The sequence below is a fragment of the Desulfitobacterium metallireducens DSM 15288 genome (genome assembly GCF_000231405.2).
Lineage (GTDB): Bacteria > Bacillota > Desulfitobacteriia > Desulfitobacteriales > Desulfitobacteriaceae > Desulfitobacterium_A > Desulfitobacterium_A metallireducens.
Window position 1 is genome coordinate 1401127 of sequence record NZ_CP007032.1, and the last position, 18946, is coordinate 1420072.

Sequence of the window (18946 nt, forward strand, 5' to 3'; positions counted from 1 at the left end):
GCTTCGATGTAAAGCGAGACTTTTACTTTATATTATCTTAGACGAAAACAACGTTTCTTACAAACTTAATAAGGTTCATTGGGAATAAGCACCCACGCTACAAGATAAGCCAATACACCAGCTCCTGCTCCAAAAACTGCGATAATCATCACTAAGCGAATCAATGTAGGATCTAAATCAAGATATTCTCCTAAACCAGCACATACCCCACCTATCATTTTATTTTGCCGTGACCGATAAAGTCTTTTCATTCTGTTCGCCTCCTTACCTATAACTACGTATTACAGTCTAAAATGTTTCAACGTGACTTATTGACGTATAAATTTTCTGCCTTAACACAAAACTATAAATATTATAATAAGGAGGTGCTTTCATGCCAGTACAACTCAGTCAAAAGGAAAGAATGTTGCTTCAGGATCAACAGCATCATGAACAATTATGTGTTCAGAAATACAACAAATATGCAAATGAAACGCAATGTTCCGAGCTTAAACAGTTGTTTCAAACTCATTCTTCTCATGAACAGCAACATTATAACACAATCTCTCAAATCTTGAGCGGACAGATTCCTAATATGAATCAAGGACAACAAAATCAAGCCATGCAAGCACAGCAAAAAATGAATACCATGCAATCCCAAGCTGGAAGCACAGGTTATAATCAAAATGATGCCTCCTTGGCTAATGATATGCTAACCACGGAAAAGTACATATCGGGGACGTATGATACTGCGATATTTGAATGTCGTGATACCAATATTCGTCAGGCCTTAAACCATATTCAAAAAGATGAACAACAACATGGGGAAGACTTATACAATTACATGCAAGCTCACGGTATGTATAATACGCAATCTTAAATTGCGATCAATATTGAACTAAAATCAGAGGCGACTAGGAAAATTACCTGGTCGCTTTTCCGCTATCTTCTCGAGAAATTTTGTTCCGCGTATTCTCAACATTACAACTCTCTGCTATAATATTCACTATGTAAAACCTTGTTTCATAGTACATAACAAACTAGTATAGACGGGAGTTGAGGAACTTGTCACAACTATGGGATTTATTCATTGCTTTTTTTAGAGCAAGTAACCTCGCTTTTGGTGGTGGACCAGCAATTATTCCGCTAGTACAAGCAGAAGTATTAAACCACTATCAATGGATGACACCTGCTCAATTTTCGGATGGGCTAGCTATTGCTACATCTTTACCCGGTCCAATTGCAACACTTCTAGCTGGTTATGTTGGATATCATGTTTCAGGCTGGCTAGGTGTACTGGCAGCTTTACTTGGAACGATCGGTTTGACCACCATTGCAGTTATTTTATTAACGGGTTTCTTAATGAAACATATGAATTCGCCTGTTCTTAAAGGAATGCTCAAAGGGGTACGTCCAGTAGTAGCGGTGCTCGTCGCTAAAACTGCCTTTGATATGGGGTCGAATGTCTCGCTCAACATTTATAGTCTTTTAATTGCCCTTTTTACAGTATTTGCACTTTTTAAATTGAAACTTCATCCTGGGATTATTATCGTCCTATCGATGCTTTTTGGGATTGTGGTATTTTAGGAGGTACTCTAAACATGTCGAAAGACGTCTGGAATCTTATGATCGCCTTTACTCGAGCTTCAAACCTGGGATTTGGAGGCGGTCCTGCAGTTATTCCTTTAATTCAAAAAGAAGTCGTAGGTCGTTATCAGTGGATGACAGAGGAAGAATTTGCTGATGCTCTAGCTGTTGGAAACTCGCTTCCAGGACCGATCGCGACGAAAATGGCGAGTTATATTGGATATCGTGTTGCTGGCTGGGTAGGGGTTTTAGCAACTCTTACCGGAACGGTTCTTCCCACCTTACTGATTACGATTTTCTTAGGAGATTTGCTCATTCGGTATTCAGATACGCCTGCCTTGAGTGCTGCACTAACGGCAGTTAAACCAGTCGTTGTGATTTTGATCGCTCAATCGGCCTATGACCTTGGTAAAAAAGCATTCCCTCAAAATTCACAGGTTGCATGGATTATAGCCATTGTGGCACTCTTATTGATGTTCTTAACACCGATACATCCAGGTTTTTTGATTATAATTGCGATGGTGATTGGATATTTTACGTGGGGAAGAGAGAAGAAACTGAACTCTATTAAAAAATAAGCATGTTCCAATAGAAGATCAGTTAAGCGATAGCTCGTAATGAAGCTATCGCTTTTTGTTTATACTAGCACTATGATTTAATGTCTTGTAGTGGAGGTGTTGAGACTATTGATTTGGGTTTTGATCCTTGTGCTTCTGCCAGCTCTTGGGAACTTATGCGCACAGGTGATTATCTTATTGGAGCATCGCAATCAGAAGAAAATGGTGTCCTGGTTGGCTATCTTTGCCCTTTGGCCGTTTATTGGTGGAGTTCTCTATTTCATCTTTGGTTATTCTGAACAACAGCAAAAACTGTTTAAGCGAAAGCATCTTCCACGAAGTCTTTTGAAGGAAATTTCTCAAAAACAAACTTCGTTGTTCCCGGATCAGAGTATTTACTTCCAAGAGTACGCAGAAGCAAATAAACGCTTAGCTCGTTTGGTTCTACAAAGTGGGAAAGCGCCTCTAACTCGAGCCAACGATATCCGCGTTTTGACGAACGGAAAGGAGAAGTTTGGGGCCCTATTCAAGGACTTAGCAAATGCTCAGGAACATATCCATCTTGAATATTATATATTTCGTGATGATGATATTGGTACTCAGCTTAAAAAAATACTGATGGATAAAGCCCAGTCGGGAGTTGAAGTGCGTGTTATTATTGATGCACTAGGCAGTTATAGTTTATCCACTTCCTTTATTGAAGAAATGCGAAGTAAGGGTGTTCAGGTTAGTTTATTCTTCCCGCTGAAATTCCCCCAACTTCTCAGGACAATTAATTATCGAAATCATCGCAAATGCGTTGTGATTGACGGAAAGATCGGTTACCTCGGCGGTCTAAACATTGGAGATGAATATTTGTCCCGGGATCCCAAAATTGGCTTTTGGCGAGATACCCATTTACGCCTTGAAGGAGAATGCGTACAAACGATGCAAGCAACCTTCTTAAATGATTGGTATTTCTTAACCCAGCAGGAACTCTATGATCGTCGCTTTTATCCCAAACCTCAAATCAAAGGAGGATTTTTAACACAAATTCTTGCTGGCGGTCCAGACTCTCAGCAAGAACCCATGAAAGAGCTCTTTTTTACAATTCTAATGACTGCGCAAAAAGAAATTCTTATAACAACACCCTATTTCATTCCAGATGAGAGTATGATAATGGCTCTGAAATCGGCTGCACTTAGTGGATTGAATGTAATTTTGTTGGTTCAAGGAAAACCCGATCATCAGCTTTCTTACCTGGCTTCAGCAACATATTTTGAAGAATTATTAAAAGCAGGGGTCCAGATTTATCGTTATCAAAAGGGAATTATACATAGCAAAGTTCTTATCGTTGACCGAAAGGTGAGCATCGTTGGATCTGCAAACTTTGATATTCGAAGTTTTCAGATTGATTTTGAGCTTAGCGCCCTCATTTATAGTTCAGAAATTGCAAAGCGATTAAATTCTGACTTTCAGAAGGATCTACATGATAGTCAATTGATCCATTATGAAGAATTTAAGCAACGCAGTATTTGGTTAAAAATGAAAGAAGCGAATGCGAGCCTCCTTTCGCCTTTACTCTAACATGCGTTGCCTTATCTTGAACTCTAGCTGATCATATTTGGTGTCTATCGTTTCCATAGGTCAAAACGTTGTAAATAATTTCGTTAAGGGATTCCTTAAAAGTACCTGATTCCCTCTGTGCTTAGAAGGGAATTGGGTACTTTTACGTTCCCAATCACTTATTACCAATGTTGAAAGTATTTCCATTCGCGTCTATACTATAATAAAAATGATAGCTAAAAGGAACTCCGTGTTATATGAAATGACAGGAACCTTAAGCATATTCTCTAGGAATAGGGGGAAAAAATAACATGCAATTATGGCATAACCTAAAAAAGGTTGGGCCTCTTCTAGGGATTGTTTTGGGGGCAACCCTTGCGGCCTATAGCGTTCAAGGGTTTATTGTCCATGCTGGCTTGGGGGGAGGTGGAATTGGAGGTATTGCTCTAATTTTATTCTATACCCTAGGTCTTCCAATCGGCTTAATGACGTTTCTCATGAATATTCCTCTTTTTTTCTTAGGTTGGAGAGAAGTAAGCCGTCAATTTGTGATAAAAACGCTTATCGGCTTAGTTATTTATTCTATAGCACTTGACTTGTTAAAAGGAATTCGCCCCTTACCCTTTGAGGATATTTTTTTAGGCGCTCTTTACGGTGGAGTTTTAGGTGGTATAGGTTCTGGCATTGTCTTTCGCTTGGGCGGAAGTTTGGGTGGAACTGATATCATCGCAAAAGTTATACAGCGTCGATTTGGCTGGGCCATGGGCACCACGATGCTCTTCTTCAATGCGTTTATCCTCTTGATATCCTGGGCCTTTCTCGGGCCTAAAATTGCTTTATATTCTTTAGTATCAATGTTTACCTTCAGCCGTACGGTAGATGCCATACAAGGTGGAATTCCGGCAAAATCAGTAACGATAATTTCAAATAATTCAGATATGCTGGTCAGCCGTATTCACCATGAGGTTGGCAGAGGGGCAACCTTCTTGCAGGGTCGTGGAAGTTTTTCAGCTGAAGAAAAAAATGTGATTATTTGTGTTGTGAGTATGCCTGAAATTGGTCATCTTAAGCGTGTTATTCGAGAAGTTGATCCGCACGCCTTTTTGATCATCCAGGACGCAAGTGAAGTTGTGGGTCAAGGATGGGCTGTAGAATAGAATGAGGAAACTAAAGAATTACAACCCATGCCCTGTCGCGAATTTGAGGATAATCCCTTTGAATTTACAAATTGGGATTACATGCCTTTGATTGATTCAAATTAGAAATCAATAAATATTGAGAGCCCTGTAGGGCTTTTTATTTTTAGTATTATTGCATGATATAATATTAACCAACTCAATTATTTATAATTTTGTATCTCAAATTATTATGAAAGGAATCAGTTATGGAAGAGAGTATAAAACTTAGTGTCGAAAATATATCACTCAGTCTTAAGGAGAAACACCGCGATCTTACACTCTTAGAGCATGTGAGCCTTAAAATTCGCGAAGGTCGCGTACATGCCTTACTAGGTCCGTCTGGGAGTGGAAAAAGCACTTTGCTCTATACACTTAATCGTTTACGGGAAATCAGTGAAGGCAAGATTTATCTAGACGAGACAGAAACACGTCTTATTGATGTTCTTGAGCTGCGCAGGCGAGTAGGATTAGTTATGCAAAAAGCGATCTTTTTCCCAGGAACGGTAAGTGATAATATTCTCTATGGTGCTCATATCCAAGGTAAGGAACTTCCAGACCCAGGTCATTATCTTGAGTTAGTTGGTCTGAATATTGATTTTGCAAACCGTGACCCCAATACTTTATCAGGAGGGCAACAGCAACGCGTTTCGATTGCACGTGCACTAGCAAATGACCCTGAAGTTCTTTTATTGGATGAACCCACTTCTGCGCTTGATGCTCAAGCGAGCGAGCATTTAGAAGAAGTGGTTACCCAACTTTGCCAAGAATGTCAATTAACCGTTGTCTGGGTTACCCACGATCTCCAACAGGCTCAAAGGGTAGCCCAGGATGTTACACTTCTTTATCGCGGCCATATGCTTGAGCAAGGAGAAGCTCGTCAATTTTTTGTCCAGCCTTCAACAGAAGAAGGCAAAGCTTATTTAGAAGGGCGATTGGGGGGGGCAGAATGAGTTATTTAGCATTAACCCTTTCTTTAGGATTTGTGGGATTAGCCGCAATCGTTTCACGCCATCAGGAATTAGGTTTAGAGAAGGATCTTGCTGTTGGCGTTATTCGATCATTCGTTCAGTTGACAATTGTCGGTTATCTTCTATCCTACGTATTCGCTTCCCATAACAATGTGTATATCTTTTTAATGGTTTTAGTCATGATTTTCGTTGCTGCTCGTAATGCGGCCAATCGAGGTAAGGGAATCCCACAGGCACAAACGATAGTTCTTATTGGAATTGCTCTTAGTGAAGGAATTACGCTTCTTCTTCTTCTGGGTTTAAAAATTATCCCAGCGACTGCGCAATATATCATTCCTTTAAGCGGTATGATCGTCGGAAATAGTATGGTGGCAGCAGGTGTAACCTTGAATCGCTTAAGCTCCGAATTTAAGTTGCGCAGGGGAGAGGTTGAATTGGCACTTTCGCTTGGGGCTACCCCGAAACAAGCTGCTTTGCCAGCTATTCAATCTGCTGTGAAAGCAGGCCTGATTCCAACAGTCGATTCAATGAAAACAGTAGGATTGGTTCAACTACCAGGTATGATGACAGGCCAAATTTTAGCCGGGGCTGATCCAGTTCAAGCTGTACGATATCAAATCATGGTTATGTTCATGATTTCCGGAGCCTCAGCTATCACCAGTTTAATTGTCGTCTTATTGGGTTATACGCGTTATTTCACTCCTCATGCGCAACTTGTGCTTGGAGATTCGTAAACGTAGATATATTTTTTTGCACGGTATAGTTGAGCTTGTTTTATGAATAAGTATAAGCATAGACAGAAAGGAAGAGATAACCTGTGATGCTTTAATTTTAAACTCAAGAAGAGGGGTGTTCCTATTTTGCAAAAGGTCTATGTTGTTGATTCTAGCGTTTTACTTCACGATCCTAATGCGATTTACGAATTTGAAGATAACGAAATAGTTATTCCCTATGTCGTGTTAGAAGAACTTGAAAGTAAAAAACGGATAGCTGATAATGTTGGGATGTCAGCCCGTGAAATTATCCGTCAACTTGACAGTTTAAGACTAACTGGACCACTTGCGAGTGGCGTAAAATTAAAGAGTGGTGGAGTTCTAAGAATTGAGCTTAATCATTCTTCGCCAGAAGTGCTCCCTCTTTTTTATGATCCGAGCCTAGCAGATAACCGGATTTTAACGGTCTCATTGAATCTAACTCGTGAAGAAAAAAGACCCGTTGTTTTGGTGACTAAAGATATTGCTATGCGAGTAAAAGCGGATGCTGTTGGTGTCAAAACACAGGATTATTATAATGATAAGGTTGTTCTCCCCCCGATTGCAGATGAAATCTTTACCGTAGCTTTAAACGATGAAAATGTGAATTTCCTATATCGTTTAGGAAAAATTTCTGCTCCCTTGACTTTACCATCAAATGCATGTGTCAAAGGAATTCTCCCGGATGATAGTATTTTACCGTTGATGAGTTCACCAAGTGGACAGGAACTTTACTATAACCCCCCGAGTAGGCTGGGAACCTGGGACATCATGCCTAAGAATATTGAGCAAACGTGGGCCTTGCAACTCTTGAATAATCCATCAGTTAGCCTTGTTAATTTAATGGGCCCGGCCGGAACGGGTAAAACCCTTCTCGCTTTAGCAAGTGGACTTGAGCAAACTCTTCATTCTGAAATGTATTCACGTCTTCTTTGTGCCCGTCCGATTGTGCCCTTTGGCAAAGATATCGGCTTTTTGCCCGGTGAAAAAGAGGATAAAGTCAGACCCTATATGCAACCGATTTATGATAACTTAGAGTTATTGCTTCGCCCCAAAAAGGAAAAAGATCGCGAAAAAAACTCGGATTCTATTGTTGACAGTGCTATTGACTTATTAAAGAAAAAACATCAACTAGAGATCGAGGTTCTCACTTATATTCGTGGTCGGAGCATTCCAAATCAATTTATGATCATTGACGAGGCCCAGAATCTATCTGTCCATGAAATAAAGACGATAATTACGCGTGCTGGTGAAGGTACAAAAATCGTGCTGTGTGGTGATCCAGATCAAATTGACCATCCGTATCTCGATAAAGAAAGCAATGGGGTAGCTCATTTGACGCTACGCTTAAAAGGTAAACCTTTTTATGCGCAAGTTAGGTTAACCCAAGGAGAGAGAAGTGAACTGGCAAGTTATGCCGCAGAACTCCTCTAATTCGATATCCAGAAATTCTATCTAAATCCGGTTGAATTCTAGAATTTTACGCTACAAGCTTCCGCTTAAAAAGCAGAAGCTTGTAGTGATTTGTTGATTCTACTATTCTTTACAATTTTTTATCCGCCTTATCTCTTATAATGAAGGAATGAAGAAAGTAATAAAACAAACTCACATGATATAATGAGCATACGGGAAGGAGAGTACCTTGTGAGTATACAATTTATTTTTGGCCGTGCTGGTACGGGTAAAAGCACATATTGTTTGGAAGAAATCGCCAAGGAAATTAAAAGAGATCCGTTAGGAGCCCCTCTCGTGCTTCTTGTACCCGAACAAGCGACCCATCAGATGGAAATGCGTTTGGCTAAAATTCCTGAATTGGGCGGGATTCTACGTGCTCAAGTTTTGAGCTTTCGCCGTTTAGGTTGGCGCATTTTTTCCGAGACGGGTGGAGGGCAAAAAACAATACTTGGAGAAATGGGTAAGCGCATGCTATTAAGACGTTTGCTCTTACAATATAAACCTCAGCTTCAAATTTTCGCTCGTTCAGCGACTCGACCGGGAATGGCCGATTTACTCGCGCAAATGATACGAGAATTTAAGATTTACCGTGTGACACCCAAAGATCTGCGTAGTATTTTAGATTTAAATTCAAGTCTTACTCAAAAGCTACAGGAACTCGCTTTACTTTATGATGGATTTAATCAAGCCCTGGGGTGTAATATCCTCGATCCTGATGATGAACTAGAAATTGTTGCACTAAAGATTCCATCTTCACCTAGCCTTCAGAATTCAACGGTATGGATTGATGGATTTAAAGGTTTCACGCCTCAGGAACTTTATGTGGTTGAATATATACTTAGAACGGTGCAAGACGTTATCATCACTTTACCTCTCGATCCGGTGTTCATTCATCGACAAGCTTCCTATTCTTTCACTCCTGATGAGGGGATTTTTAAGCATGGAGAGGAGTTCTTCTCTGGACCGTGGCGAACTTACCAAAGTCTTATACGTGTTGCGCGCGAGACATCAACTCCAATCCTAGACCCTATTTTTTTGGAGAAAACTCACCGTTTTCGCAACCCTAAGCTTAGTTTTCTCGAAAAGCATTACTTCACTTATCCAACCCTATCTTACCCTGAGAATGGGGAAGAGATCGCGGATGAAGGGTTTCAAGGGATCCGTCTATTCTCTGCAGTGAATAGACGGGAGGAAGTCCATGGAGTTGCTCGTGAATTACGCCGTCTCGCTCGTGAAGAAGGACTGCGCTGGTTGAACATGGCTGTTGTGACTCGGGATCTCTCGGTTTATCAGGAAACGATTCAGCACGTTTTTAACGAATATGACCTTCCTTTTTTCTTAGACAGCAAGCGTCCTATTCTACACCATCCTCTTCTTGAACTTCTCATGTCAGCACTTGAAGTCGCACAGAAGGATTGGGCCTATGAACCTCTTTTTAGGTCTCTTAAAACTGGTTTTTTCTCCTTAGCTCAAGATTCCTTGGATCGCTTAGAAAACTATTGTTTAGCGTACGGAATTCGAGGAGAGGCCTGGACCGCTGGAAAGGAATGGAACTATAAGTCCCGTTGGCGGGCAGGGGATCAAAAAGACCAATTGCTGGCTGATAAAGAAAATGAAATATGCATTAATGATGCCCGTCAAATCGTGTTATCTTCACTCCAGTCTTTTGTGGAAGCGGTGACATCGTTTGAGCCACTTCCTTCCGATGATTTAAAAAGGATTAGCGTCCGCACAGTGACTGAAGCTCTCTATAATCTTCTCATTCATCTTAATGTTCCAGAGTCTTTAGATCATTGGGCTGAAGAGGCTCGTGATTCGGGTAACCTCGCTGAAGCACGACTTCAGGAACAAATTTGGGATGCCGTTATCGAAGTTCTAGATGAAATGATCACAGGTTTGGGTGAAGAATCTTTGGAACTTCAGGACTATGCCTTAATTCTGTCCTCTGGGTTGGAAAATCTGAAGCTGGGTTTAATTCCCCCAGGTCTAGACCAGATTTTAGTGGGCTCCTTAGATCGCTCACGAAATCCTGAGATTCGTGTTCTTTTTCTGTTAGGTGCCAATGAGGGCATTCTTCCAGCACGGCCTGCATCTGATGGAGTCCTCGACAGTGACGAGAGAGAACAACTTGAACAGTTAGGAATGAGTCTAGCACCAAAAGGAAAAGCACAACTTTATGAAGAACAATTTTTTATTTATACAGGCTTAACTCTGGCCAGAGATCGCTTGTATGTGAGTTATCCGTTAACAGATGAAGAAGGGAAAGGTCTTACTATTTCACCAGTGGTTACCCGTCTACGAACCTTATTTTCTGAACTTCATGAACAGTATATTGGCAATTTAGATAATGATCTAGAACAGCTTAGCCATCCACAGCCTCTATTACCTGCTTATGCCACTCAACTTTTACAGTTGAGGCAGCATAAGGCATTATCTCCGATGTGGCAGGCTGTTCAAGAGTGGTACAAAAATGCGTCTGGATACCAATGGCAAGTTAAGCTCCTCGAAGCAGGAGTTTTAGCTGAAAACTATGAAGAAAAGCTTTCTAATCGTTTGGCACGTCGACTTTATGGTAAACGTCTTCTGGCTAGTGTTTCACGACTAGAAGAGTTCGCTCGTTGTCCTTTTGCCCATTATTCGAAATACGGGTTGAAGCTTAAAGAGCGCCCGATCTATCAACTGGCTAGCCCAGATATGGGACGATTTTTCCATGCTGTTTTACGCGATTTTGCGGAAAAAGTTCAACATGAAAAATTGGACTGGGGAGCGATGTCAAAGGAAGATTCCTGGAATATCGTCAGTGAACTTGCTGAAATTATTGCGCCACGGCTCCAAAATGAAATTCTTCTCAGCAACGCTCGGTATCGATATCTAAAGCATAAGTTGAAAAGAACTGTGCATCATGCTGTCCGTGTCTTAGGAGAACATGCACAAAAGGGAAGTTTTGTTCCTATTCAGCTCGAAGTTCCTTTTGGCCCAGATAAAGTTCTTCCAGGGATTGAGGTCCCTCTTCAAGACGGAAATTCTCTCTTGCTTCGAGGGCAGATAGATCGAGTAGACGCCGCCGTCTTAGACGGAAAAGTGTATTTACGTATTTTGGATTATAAATCACGACAAAAGCATGTGAGTTTAGACCACATTTACTATGGACTGGATTTGCAACTTCTGGCATATCTTGATGCAGCCTTACAAGGAGCCGAGGTTTTACTCGAAACACTCCCCTCTAAACAGGTTGAATCATCTGAACAGATTGAGTCCTCCAATCCGCAATCTCTAGAAATGTTACCAGTTAGTCCTGCTGGTTTTCTTTACTTTCCTGTTATTGAGCCCCAACTGGACTCGAAAACACTACTCAGCACGGAAGAGGTTGAAGCAAAACGGATTACAGCCGTTAAGGTCAAAGGCTTTCTCTTGGCAAATCGCCAAGTATTAGAGGCTATGGACCAAACATTAAGCACTGGACAATCCGACTTGCTTGGAATCAAACTGACTAAAACAATGGAATTCCGTAAAAATGCGAATGTCTTGACGAATGACCAATTTTCACTTCTTCGGGAGCATTTGCATACTTACCTCCAGAATTCCGGTGAGGAGATCTTGTCAGGTAATATCGCAATTTCGCCTTATCGCCAAGGGAAAGAAAATGCGTGCCAGTATTGTGAGTTTAAACCCGTTTGTCATTTTGATTCTTTTTTACCTGAAAATCAATATCGTGATTTACGTGCATTAAGTGACCCTGAAGTTTGGGATATTATGGATTTGAATTCGAAGATAACTATTACTGAAACGACAACTCACTCCCCAGAATTGAATTGGTTAGGTGATGATTTTAGCGAAAAGGTAGATGAGAAACATGAGTGAACCGAAATGGACGGTTGAGCAACAGGCTGCTATTGAGCTCAAAGGACAACTCTTGGTTGCTGCAGCCGCTGGTTCTGGAAAAACAGCCGTTTTGGTGGAACGTTTGATTCGGCGCATCATCGACCCTAAAGCAGGAGTGGATGTGGATCAGTTTCTCGTGCTTACCTTTACTAAAGCGGCCGCGAATGAAATGCATGAAAGAATCGGTAAAGCCTTAGAGGATGCTTTATTCAAGGAGACCGATTCAGCTGAGGTTGAACACCTCCTGCATCAGCGCGCGCTTCTCAACCGCGCTAGTATCACAACGATTCATTCTTTTTGTATGGAGCTTCTTCGTCAGAATTTTTATCGTCTTGAGCTCGACCCTGCCTTCAGAGTCGCTGATCAAGCTGAGGCCGATCTCTTACGTCAAGATATCGTTGAAGATCTTTTTGAAGCGCTATATGACGAGGAGAGTGCACCTTTCCAAGCTTTGGTTGAAGCTTTCGGGTCTGATCGCGATGACCAACCTTTAATGGAAATCGTTTTAAAACTCTATGAATTTTCCACGAGTCAAGTTGATCCTCATAACTGGTTAGAAAACCTGGCTTTTGCCTATAATTGGAGAAGTACGGACGAGCTAATTCAAAGTCCCTGGGGAGAGTCTGTCCGGCAAGGTGTTAAAGACAAAGTTGAAGAAAGCATTGCATTATTGGAACGTGCGTATCAGATCAGCATACAACCTGGAGGACCGAAGCACTACGCGAGTTGCCTACTGGAAGATCTTGATCGCTTACAACATCTCAGCAAAACATTAAAAGAAGGAATTTGGGGTGAAATCGAAGTTCAATTCCAAGAATCCTCAAAATTTCCAAAGCTTCCAGCAGGTTCTCGTAAGAAAAAAGAAACGGGCATTGACGCCGAAGAACTTTCACTTTCTGAAGAGTTTCAGACCGCTCTACGGGAAGAAGCAAAAAAAGCGCGAGATAATGTGAAAAAGAAACTCGATAAGCTCAGCAAAGATTTATTTCAGTTTCCACTGGAGGAACAACTTCCTCGACTGCAGAAGATGGGGGAGCTCATCGAGACATTAGCCACTGTTGTTCAAGAATTTGCGCAGCAATATGGTCGTGCAAAACGTCAACGAAATATTGTCGATTTTTCTGATCTTGAACATTTTGCTTTAAGGTTGTTGGAAGAACAGGGAGAAGATGAAGAAGATGAGACTTCGACTTCAGTTGCACGGGCTTTACAAAAACGTTTTGCTGAGGTTATGGTTGACGAATACCAGGATATAAATCCTGTCCAAGAAAGAATTCTGCAGCTCGTCTCTCGGCAGGAAGGACCGTCTCCCAATCTATTCATGGTGGGTGATGTCAAACAGAGTATTTATCGTTTTCGCATGGCCGATCCTAGCTTATTTTTGGAAAAATATATGGAATTACCCCATTGGACGTCAGAACTAACCCCTTCTCAAGAGCAAAAGTTAGTGATTGATCTGAATCGGAATTTTCGAAGCCGCCAGGAAGTGATTGACGGAGTCAATTACCTATTTCGTCAGATTATGACGTCAGGAGCAGGTGAAATTCCATATGATGATCAAGCTGCTTTATGCTATGGCGCGAATTTCATCAGTGGACATGCTGAGATTAAAACTGCAGAGGGTCCGATTGAGGTTCACCTATTTGATCCTAAAACTTTAAAACAGACGACGAAGGAGACTCTCTCTGCAAATTTAGACCAGGATCAAATCCAAGAGCAAACCCAAGACATAAGTCAAGGGGAGAGTGAAATGGATGAGGGTAATGAAGAGAAGGAATATTCGCAAGAAGATATGACTCTCGAAGATCTTGAATCAGCGCGTTTGGAAGCGCGTTTAGTTGCCAACCGGATTCAACAGATTATTCAGGGGCGTGAATTTCAAATCTATGATAAAAATCTTCAAGATTTTCGCGCCACCCAATATTCTGACATTGTCATTTTGATGCGTTCCTTCTCAGCGATTGCTCCACTTTATGTAGAAGAATTTCAGGCTTTGGGAATTCCGGTTTATGCTGAAACGAGCAGTGGTTACTTCGGAGCGAGCGAAGTCGAAACGATGCTTTCTCTTCTTAAAATTATAGATAATCCCCGTTTAGATATTCCTTTGGCTGCGGTTCTTCGCTCTCCTTTTGTAGGTATGAATGGAACAGAATTGGGAAAAATGCGTTCCGTATTGCCTCAAGGTGATTTTTATGAATCTTTTGTCCTGGTTTATTCGGCAGCCCTAGAACTGGAACGAATGAAGCAGGAACAACACGATGCAGAACAGCAAGAACAGGAAAATCCCTTTATCTCAGAGATTCCAGACGTGCTTGAAGAATATGCAAAATCTTGGCCTCAACTTTTAACGCAAGCTTATCAGGTTCTTAATGAATCACCGAACCTTAAGAATAAAGTGCTCTACTTTTATCGCAAACTCCAAGTTTATCGTCAGATGGCCAGACAGATGTCCTTAGCCGACTTATTATGGGAAATTTATGAGGATACAGGATATTTGGCGTATGTCGGAACCTTACCCAGCGGTCCCCAACGTCAGGCGAATCTGCGTGCGCTCTATGATCGTGCATGCCGTTTTGAAGCAACTAATTACCGAGGCCTTTTTCGTTTTCTCCGTTTCCTTGACCGTTTTCAAGGACAGGGTAAAGATTTAGGAAGCGCACGAGCTTTGGGGGAAAATGAAGATGTAGTACGCTTGATTACCGTTCACGCGAGCAAGGGATTGGAATTTCCCGTTGTTTTCTTCGTAGGGCTAGGGAAGAAATTCAATACCCGCAGTCTAAGCGGCAATCTCTTACTTCATTCAACTCTTGGGGTCGGAATTCCGTTGATAGATTTTGAGAATCGTGTTCGTTATCCATCTTTTATTCAAACGGGTATAAAGGAACGACTTTGGCAGGAGTCTTTGGCTGAGGAGCTCCGCATTCTTTATGTTGCATTAACCCGAGCTAAAGAAAGGTTATTTCTTTATGGCAGTCTTTCCAAAATACCTGAGATAATTAAACAATGGCAAAGTTTAGCATCCTGCATTACTCCTGCGTTCCCAGATGGTCAACTACGCAGTGCTCGCTCTTTCATGGATTGGATAGGTCCCGCACTGGCACGTCATCCACAGAATTTTTTTGATGAATCGGTTAAGCCTGAACTCCTCGATAGTTCCTCTCAGTGGTTAGTCCAAGTTCATGAACATCTTGTGATCCCTTCAGCTGAGAAGAGGGAAGGGCAAGAGCAAGAGCAAGGGGAATATTCCTCAGAAAACGAAACTGAATTCGTGGCGGAGCGTTCTTTAGAGGAATGGTTTCAATTGGTTGATGAACGATTGAATTATCATTATGCTTATCCAGAAGCTGTTCATCAGGCAGCTAAGACCAGTGTTAGCGAGTTAAAACGCCGTTTTGCTTGGCATAAAGATGATTTGGCAGATACACCTGTAGAAAAAAGACTTTCCCAAGAGTACACACGACCTAAATTCCTTCAAATCAGCAAGAAATTAACCCCAGCAGAACGTGGAACTGCTTTTCATGCGGTCATGGAGCATTTGCCCTTACAGGATTGGTCAAAAAATTGGTCTGCTTTTTCGGGTGAAGAGCAAGAAATTCATATTGGAATTCTTTTTCAATCTCTGCTTAAACGAGAAATTCTTACCCTGGAGCAAGTAGAGACCCTTTCTATAAAGCAGATCGCAAATTACATCAATTCGCCATTAGGCATGCGCCTTCTTACGGCCAAGGAAGTTCGCCGAGAAGTTCCGTTTACCTTAACACTTTTTCTGGATACTCCCACAGAATGTCCTGAAGAGGCAGACAGAGGATGCGAGGGAATCCTCGTTCAAGGGGTAATTGACGCACTTGTTCTTTCTTCTGATCGGAAAAGTGCAGAGATCGTAGATTATAAAACGGATCAGATTAAATTCATGGAGACTCCTGAAAAAACACTGGTAGAACGCTATGCATTGCAACTTTCTATATATTCTTTAGCCGTTGAACGACTCCTTCAGATCCGAGTCGACCAAGCAACCCTTTACTCGGTCGATCTTAGTTGTGAGATACCCATACCCGAAAAAGAGATCCGGGCACAACAAGAAAAGCTAAAAAAAACCCCCATAGATTTATCGTAATAAATCTATGGGGGAGAGGTGAGCAGTTAAAAGGTACCTGCTAAAATCATGCGGTCATTATTCATATGCACGCCACTTGCTTTTTCAAACATCTCTAGTAAGCGGTTCATGCTCATATTATTGCGGTCTGTGCCCTTTAGATCGAGTATAATCCTTCCATCATGCATCATAATTGTACGATTACCCACCGCTAACGCTTGTTCGAGATTGTGAGTAATCATCAATGTGGTTAAATGCGACTGTTCAGTAACTGAACAGGTCAAATCTAATACTTTCTCAGCTGTTTTCGGATCGAGGGCAGCGGTGTGTTCATCTAGAAGCAGAAGTTGAGGCTTTTTGAGAGTAGCCATTAACAAGGTCAACGCTTGCCGTTGACCGCCGGAAAGAAGACGAACTTTCGTCGTTAACCGTCCTTCCAAGCCTAAACCAAGCTTCTTTAGTTCTTCTTGAAAAAATTCGCGTTCTTTGTTTTTAAGTGCCCAGCGTAAATGACGAGGCTCACCACGCTTTAAAGCCATAATCAGGTTTTCCTCTATGGTCATGGAAGCAGCTGTTCCTGACATAGGATCTTGGAAGACTCGGCTGACTAGTTCAGCTCTTTTAAACGAGGGTAATTTAGTGACATCCTTACCATCTAGAATAATTTGACCCTGATCGGGAGGAAAGGTACCTGCTATAGCATTCATCAGTGTTGATTTCCCCGCTCCATTAGAGCCAATCACGGTAACAAAATCTCCCGGTTCTAGGTGCAATTGCACGCCGTCTAATGCCTTTTTTTCATTAATTGTTCCTAGGTTAAACACTTTAGTCAAATTACTTACTGTTAGCATAATGGGTCTCCTTTCCACGTCCAGCACGACTCAATGCAGAAACCTTAAATTTCATATTGGGCGCAGCTAAAGCAATAATGACAATAAAGGCTGTAATCATCTTTAAGTCGGTCGGGGCAAGCCCTAATTGTAATGCAATTGCGATAATAATCCTGTAAATTACTCCGCCGCAGATAACAGCAATCAGTGTGCGTCCGAGGGTAGAGGTACCGATGAGAACCTCACCAATAATCAAGGAGGCTAGACCAGCTACGATCATCCCAATACCCATCCCGGCATCAGCAAATTGCTGATTTTGTGCTATAAAACTTCCGGAGAGAGCAACGAGACCATTTGATAAAGCAAGTCCCAGCAATTTCATACCATTCGTATTAACACCTAAGCTACGGATCATCAACTCATTATCCCCAGTAGCTCGCATAGCCAAACCTAACTCTGTTTTTAAAAATAAATAGAAGACAACACCCAGCACTACGATTGTAAGAAGGGCTAATACGAGTACGCCATATGATTCCATATTAGGAAGGTTTTTAAAATCTGAAAAGATTGTATGCCCTTTGAGTAGAGATACATTGGCGCGTCCCATAACCCGCAGATTGACGGAGTAGAGCGCTGTCATCGTCAAAATACCTGTAAGAAGGGGAGAGATCTTGAAGCGAGTGTGGAGAAAGCCGGTGAAAAGTCCAGCTAAACACCCCGCTACAAAGGCAACGGCAGTTGCTAACCAGGGGTTAGTGCCGTTAACTATTAAGATTGCTACAGTGGCTCCACCAAGTGTAAAGCTACCTTCAACCGTAAGATCTGCATAATCGAGAATCCGGAAAGTTAGATAAACTCCCAGAACCATGATGGCATACATCAAACCCTGTTCGATTGTACCCATTGCAATTTGGGAATACATGTTTACACACCTCAATTTCTTCTTTTGGAAGAATTTTGATATTCGTGTTGGTATACTCGAATATCTTTTCATATCTTTAATTGATACGTTTATCTTCTATATTTTTATTTCTTTATTTGTAAATTCTTAGCCTTGAATTCAGTTCTCTACTTATTTTAAGATGGCTTTTTGTTGTAAATCGGCGGGCAATTTAATTCCCAGAAGTTCTAAGGTCGCTTTATTGAAAACAGTATCAAACTCTTTTTGACTTTCAATTGGCATATTTGCAGGTTTTTGACCTTTTAATATTTTAAGTGCCATATCACCTGTTTGTGCTCCTAATTTCTTGTAATTGATACCGATTGTTCCCAAACCGCCTTTATCAACAACACTGCTTTCTCCTGAAATTAGGGCGATTTTATTCTTATTAGCAACTTGAATTACGGAATCTGCAGCTGAAACAACAGTATTATCAGTAGGAATATAAATCGCATCTACTTTTCCTACAAGGGATTGAGCCGCTTGTAAAACATCTGCAGTAGTGGCTACTGTTGCTTTAACAAGTTCTAAGCCTGCATCTTTGGCAACGCCCTCAGCCATTTTAACTTGCACTTGTGAGTTATCTTCGCCCGCATTATAAATAACTCCGACCTTTTTAGCATTTGGAACGACAGTTTTAAGAAGATCAAACTGTTCCTTTAATGGATTCATGTCGGTGGTGCCGGTTATATTCTTGCCGGGTTTCTCCATACTATCGGCTAAACCTGCTGCTACTGGATCAGTTACTGCTGTGATCAAAATGGGAATATCCTGACTGGCACGTGCCATGGATTGAGCTGATGGAGTCGCAATTGCGAGAACGAGATCAAGTTTCTCTGTTGCAAATTTCTGTGTAATATTTGATAGAATGGATTGATCTCCTTGAGCACTTTGATATTCAACCGTTAGATTCTTACCTTCTTCGTAGCCATTGGACTTTAAGGTTTCTAAAAATCCTTCACGGGCTGCATCAAGCGCTGGGTGTTCCATAATTTGAACAATCCCGACCTTAATTGCTTTTTGACTAGACGTATTACCGGTTTGCGTACTTGGTGCAGGCTGGGATGCACCGCATCCAGCTAAGCCTAATGCCATCACGAGTGAGAGTCCTACCGCTAAAACCTTTTTCATCTAAAGTACCTCCTCAATTTCGGTAATACGTTAAAAAAGGGTATAAAAA

General features: G+C 41.5%; 14 protein-coding genes. 10 read left to right on the top strand and 4 right to left on the bottom strand.

Annotated features, from left to right (window positions below; all coding sequences use genetic code 11):
• Nucleotides 1–65: 65 nt before the first annotated feature.
• The gene (locus DESME_RS06765; RefSeq protein ID WP_006715468.1) at nt 66–251 is read right to left on the bottom strand and encodes a PspC domain-containing protein; all 186 of its coding nucleotides are present in this window, start codon (nt 249–251) and stop codon (nt 66–68) included.
• Nucleotides 252–373: 122 nt separating this feature from the next.
• Here DESME_RS06765 and DESME_RS06770 point away from each other — a divergent pair, with 122 nt between their 5' ends.
• From DESME_RS06770 to DESME_RS06815, 10 genes are all read left to right on the top strand, one after another.
• A complete protein-coding gene (locus DESME_RS06770; RefSeq protein WP_006715467.1) occupies nt 374–859 on the top strand; it encodes a spore coat protein in 486 nt (161 codons plus the stop codon).
• 185 nt (nt 860–1044) lie between these two features.
• Complete coding sequence (locus DESME_RS06775) at nt 1045–1566, top strand: chromate transporter (RefSeq protein ID WP_006715466.1); 522 nt, start codon at nt 1045–1047, stop codon at nt 1564–1566.
• A 14-nt stretch (nt 1567–1580) separates the two neighbouring features.
• On the top strand, nt 1581–2144 hold the full coding sequence (locus DESME_RS06780) for a chromate transporter (protein WP_006715465.1): 564 nt from the start codon (nt 1581–1583) through the stop codon (nt 2142–2144).
• 108 nt (nt 2145–2252) lie between these two features.
• Nucleotides 2253–3689, top strand: a complete 1437-nt coding sequence (cls, locus tag DESME_RS06785) for a cardiolipin synthase (RefSeq protein WP_006715464.1) — start codon at nt 2253–2255, stop codon at nt 3687–3689.
• A gap of 290 nt (nt 3690–3979) precedes the next feature.
• Complete coding sequence (locus tag DESME_RS06790) at nt 3980–4825, top strand: YitT family protein (RefSeq protein ID WP_006715463.1); 846 nt, start codon at nt 3980–3982, stop codon at nt 4823–4825.
• A 227-nt stretch (nt 4826–5052) separates the two neighbouring features.
• On the top strand, nt 5053–5796 hold the full coding sequence (locus tag DESME_RS06795) for a phosphate ABC transporter ATP-binding protein (RefSeq protein ID WP_006715462.1): 744 nt from the start codon (nt 5053–5055) through the stop codon (nt 5794–5796).
• Nucleotides 5793–6548 (top strand): ABC transporter permease, encoded by a 756-nt coding sequence (locus DESME_RS06800; RefSeq protein WP_006715461.1) that lies wholly within the window; start codon nt 5793–5795, stop codon nt 6546–6548. The genes DESME_RS06795 and DESME_RS06800 overlap by 4 nt, the downstream gene beginning before the upstream one ends.
• A gap of 126 nt (nt 6549–6674) precedes the next feature.
• The gene (locus tag DESME_RS06805; protein WP_006715460.1) at nt 6675–8000 is read left to right on the top strand and encodes a PhoH family protein; all 1326 of its coding nucleotides are present in this window, start codon (nt 6675–6677) and stop codon (nt 7998–8000) included.
• Between the two features lie 216 nt (nt 8001–8216).
• Nucleotides 8217–11882 carry a helicase-exonuclease AddAB subunit AddB gene (gene addB, locus DESME_RS06810; protein ID WP_041484136.1) on the top strand — a complete coding sequence of 1222 codons (3666 nt, stop codon included), beginning with the start codon at nt 8217–8219 and terminating at the stop codon, nt 11880–11882.
• A complete protein-coding gene (locus tag DESME_RS06815) occupies nt 11875–16017 on the top strand; it encodes a UvrD-helicase domain-containing protein (protein ID WP_006715458.1) in 4143 nt (1380 codons plus the stop codon). Before addB ends, DESME_RS06815 begins: the two co-directional genes overlap by 8 nt.
• Nucleotides 16018–16043: 26 nt before the next feature.
• Here DESME_RS06815 and DESME_RS06820 read toward each other — a convergent pair whose 3' ends face one another.
• From DESME_RS06820 to DESME_RS06830, 3 genes are all read right to left on the bottom strand, one after another.
• A complete protein-coding gene (locus tag DESME_RS06820; protein ID WP_006715457.1) occupies nt 16044–16847 on the bottom strand; it encodes an ABC transporter ATP-binding protein in 804 nt (267 codons plus the stop codon).
• Nucleotides 16831–17748, bottom strand: a complete 918-nt coding sequence (locus tag DESME_RS06825) for an ABC transporter permease (protein WP_006715456.1) — start codon at nt 17746–17748, stop codon at nt 16831–16833. The genes DESME_RS06820 and DESME_RS06825 overlap by 17 nt, the downstream gene beginning before the upstream one ends.
• Nucleotides 17749–17898: 150 nt before the next feature.
• Entirely contained in the window at nt 17899–18897 is a 999-nt protein-coding gene (locus tag DESME_RS06830) for an ABC transporter substrate-binding protein (protein WP_006715455.1), read from the bottom strand.
• Nucleotides 18898–18946: the final 49 nt, after the last annotated feature.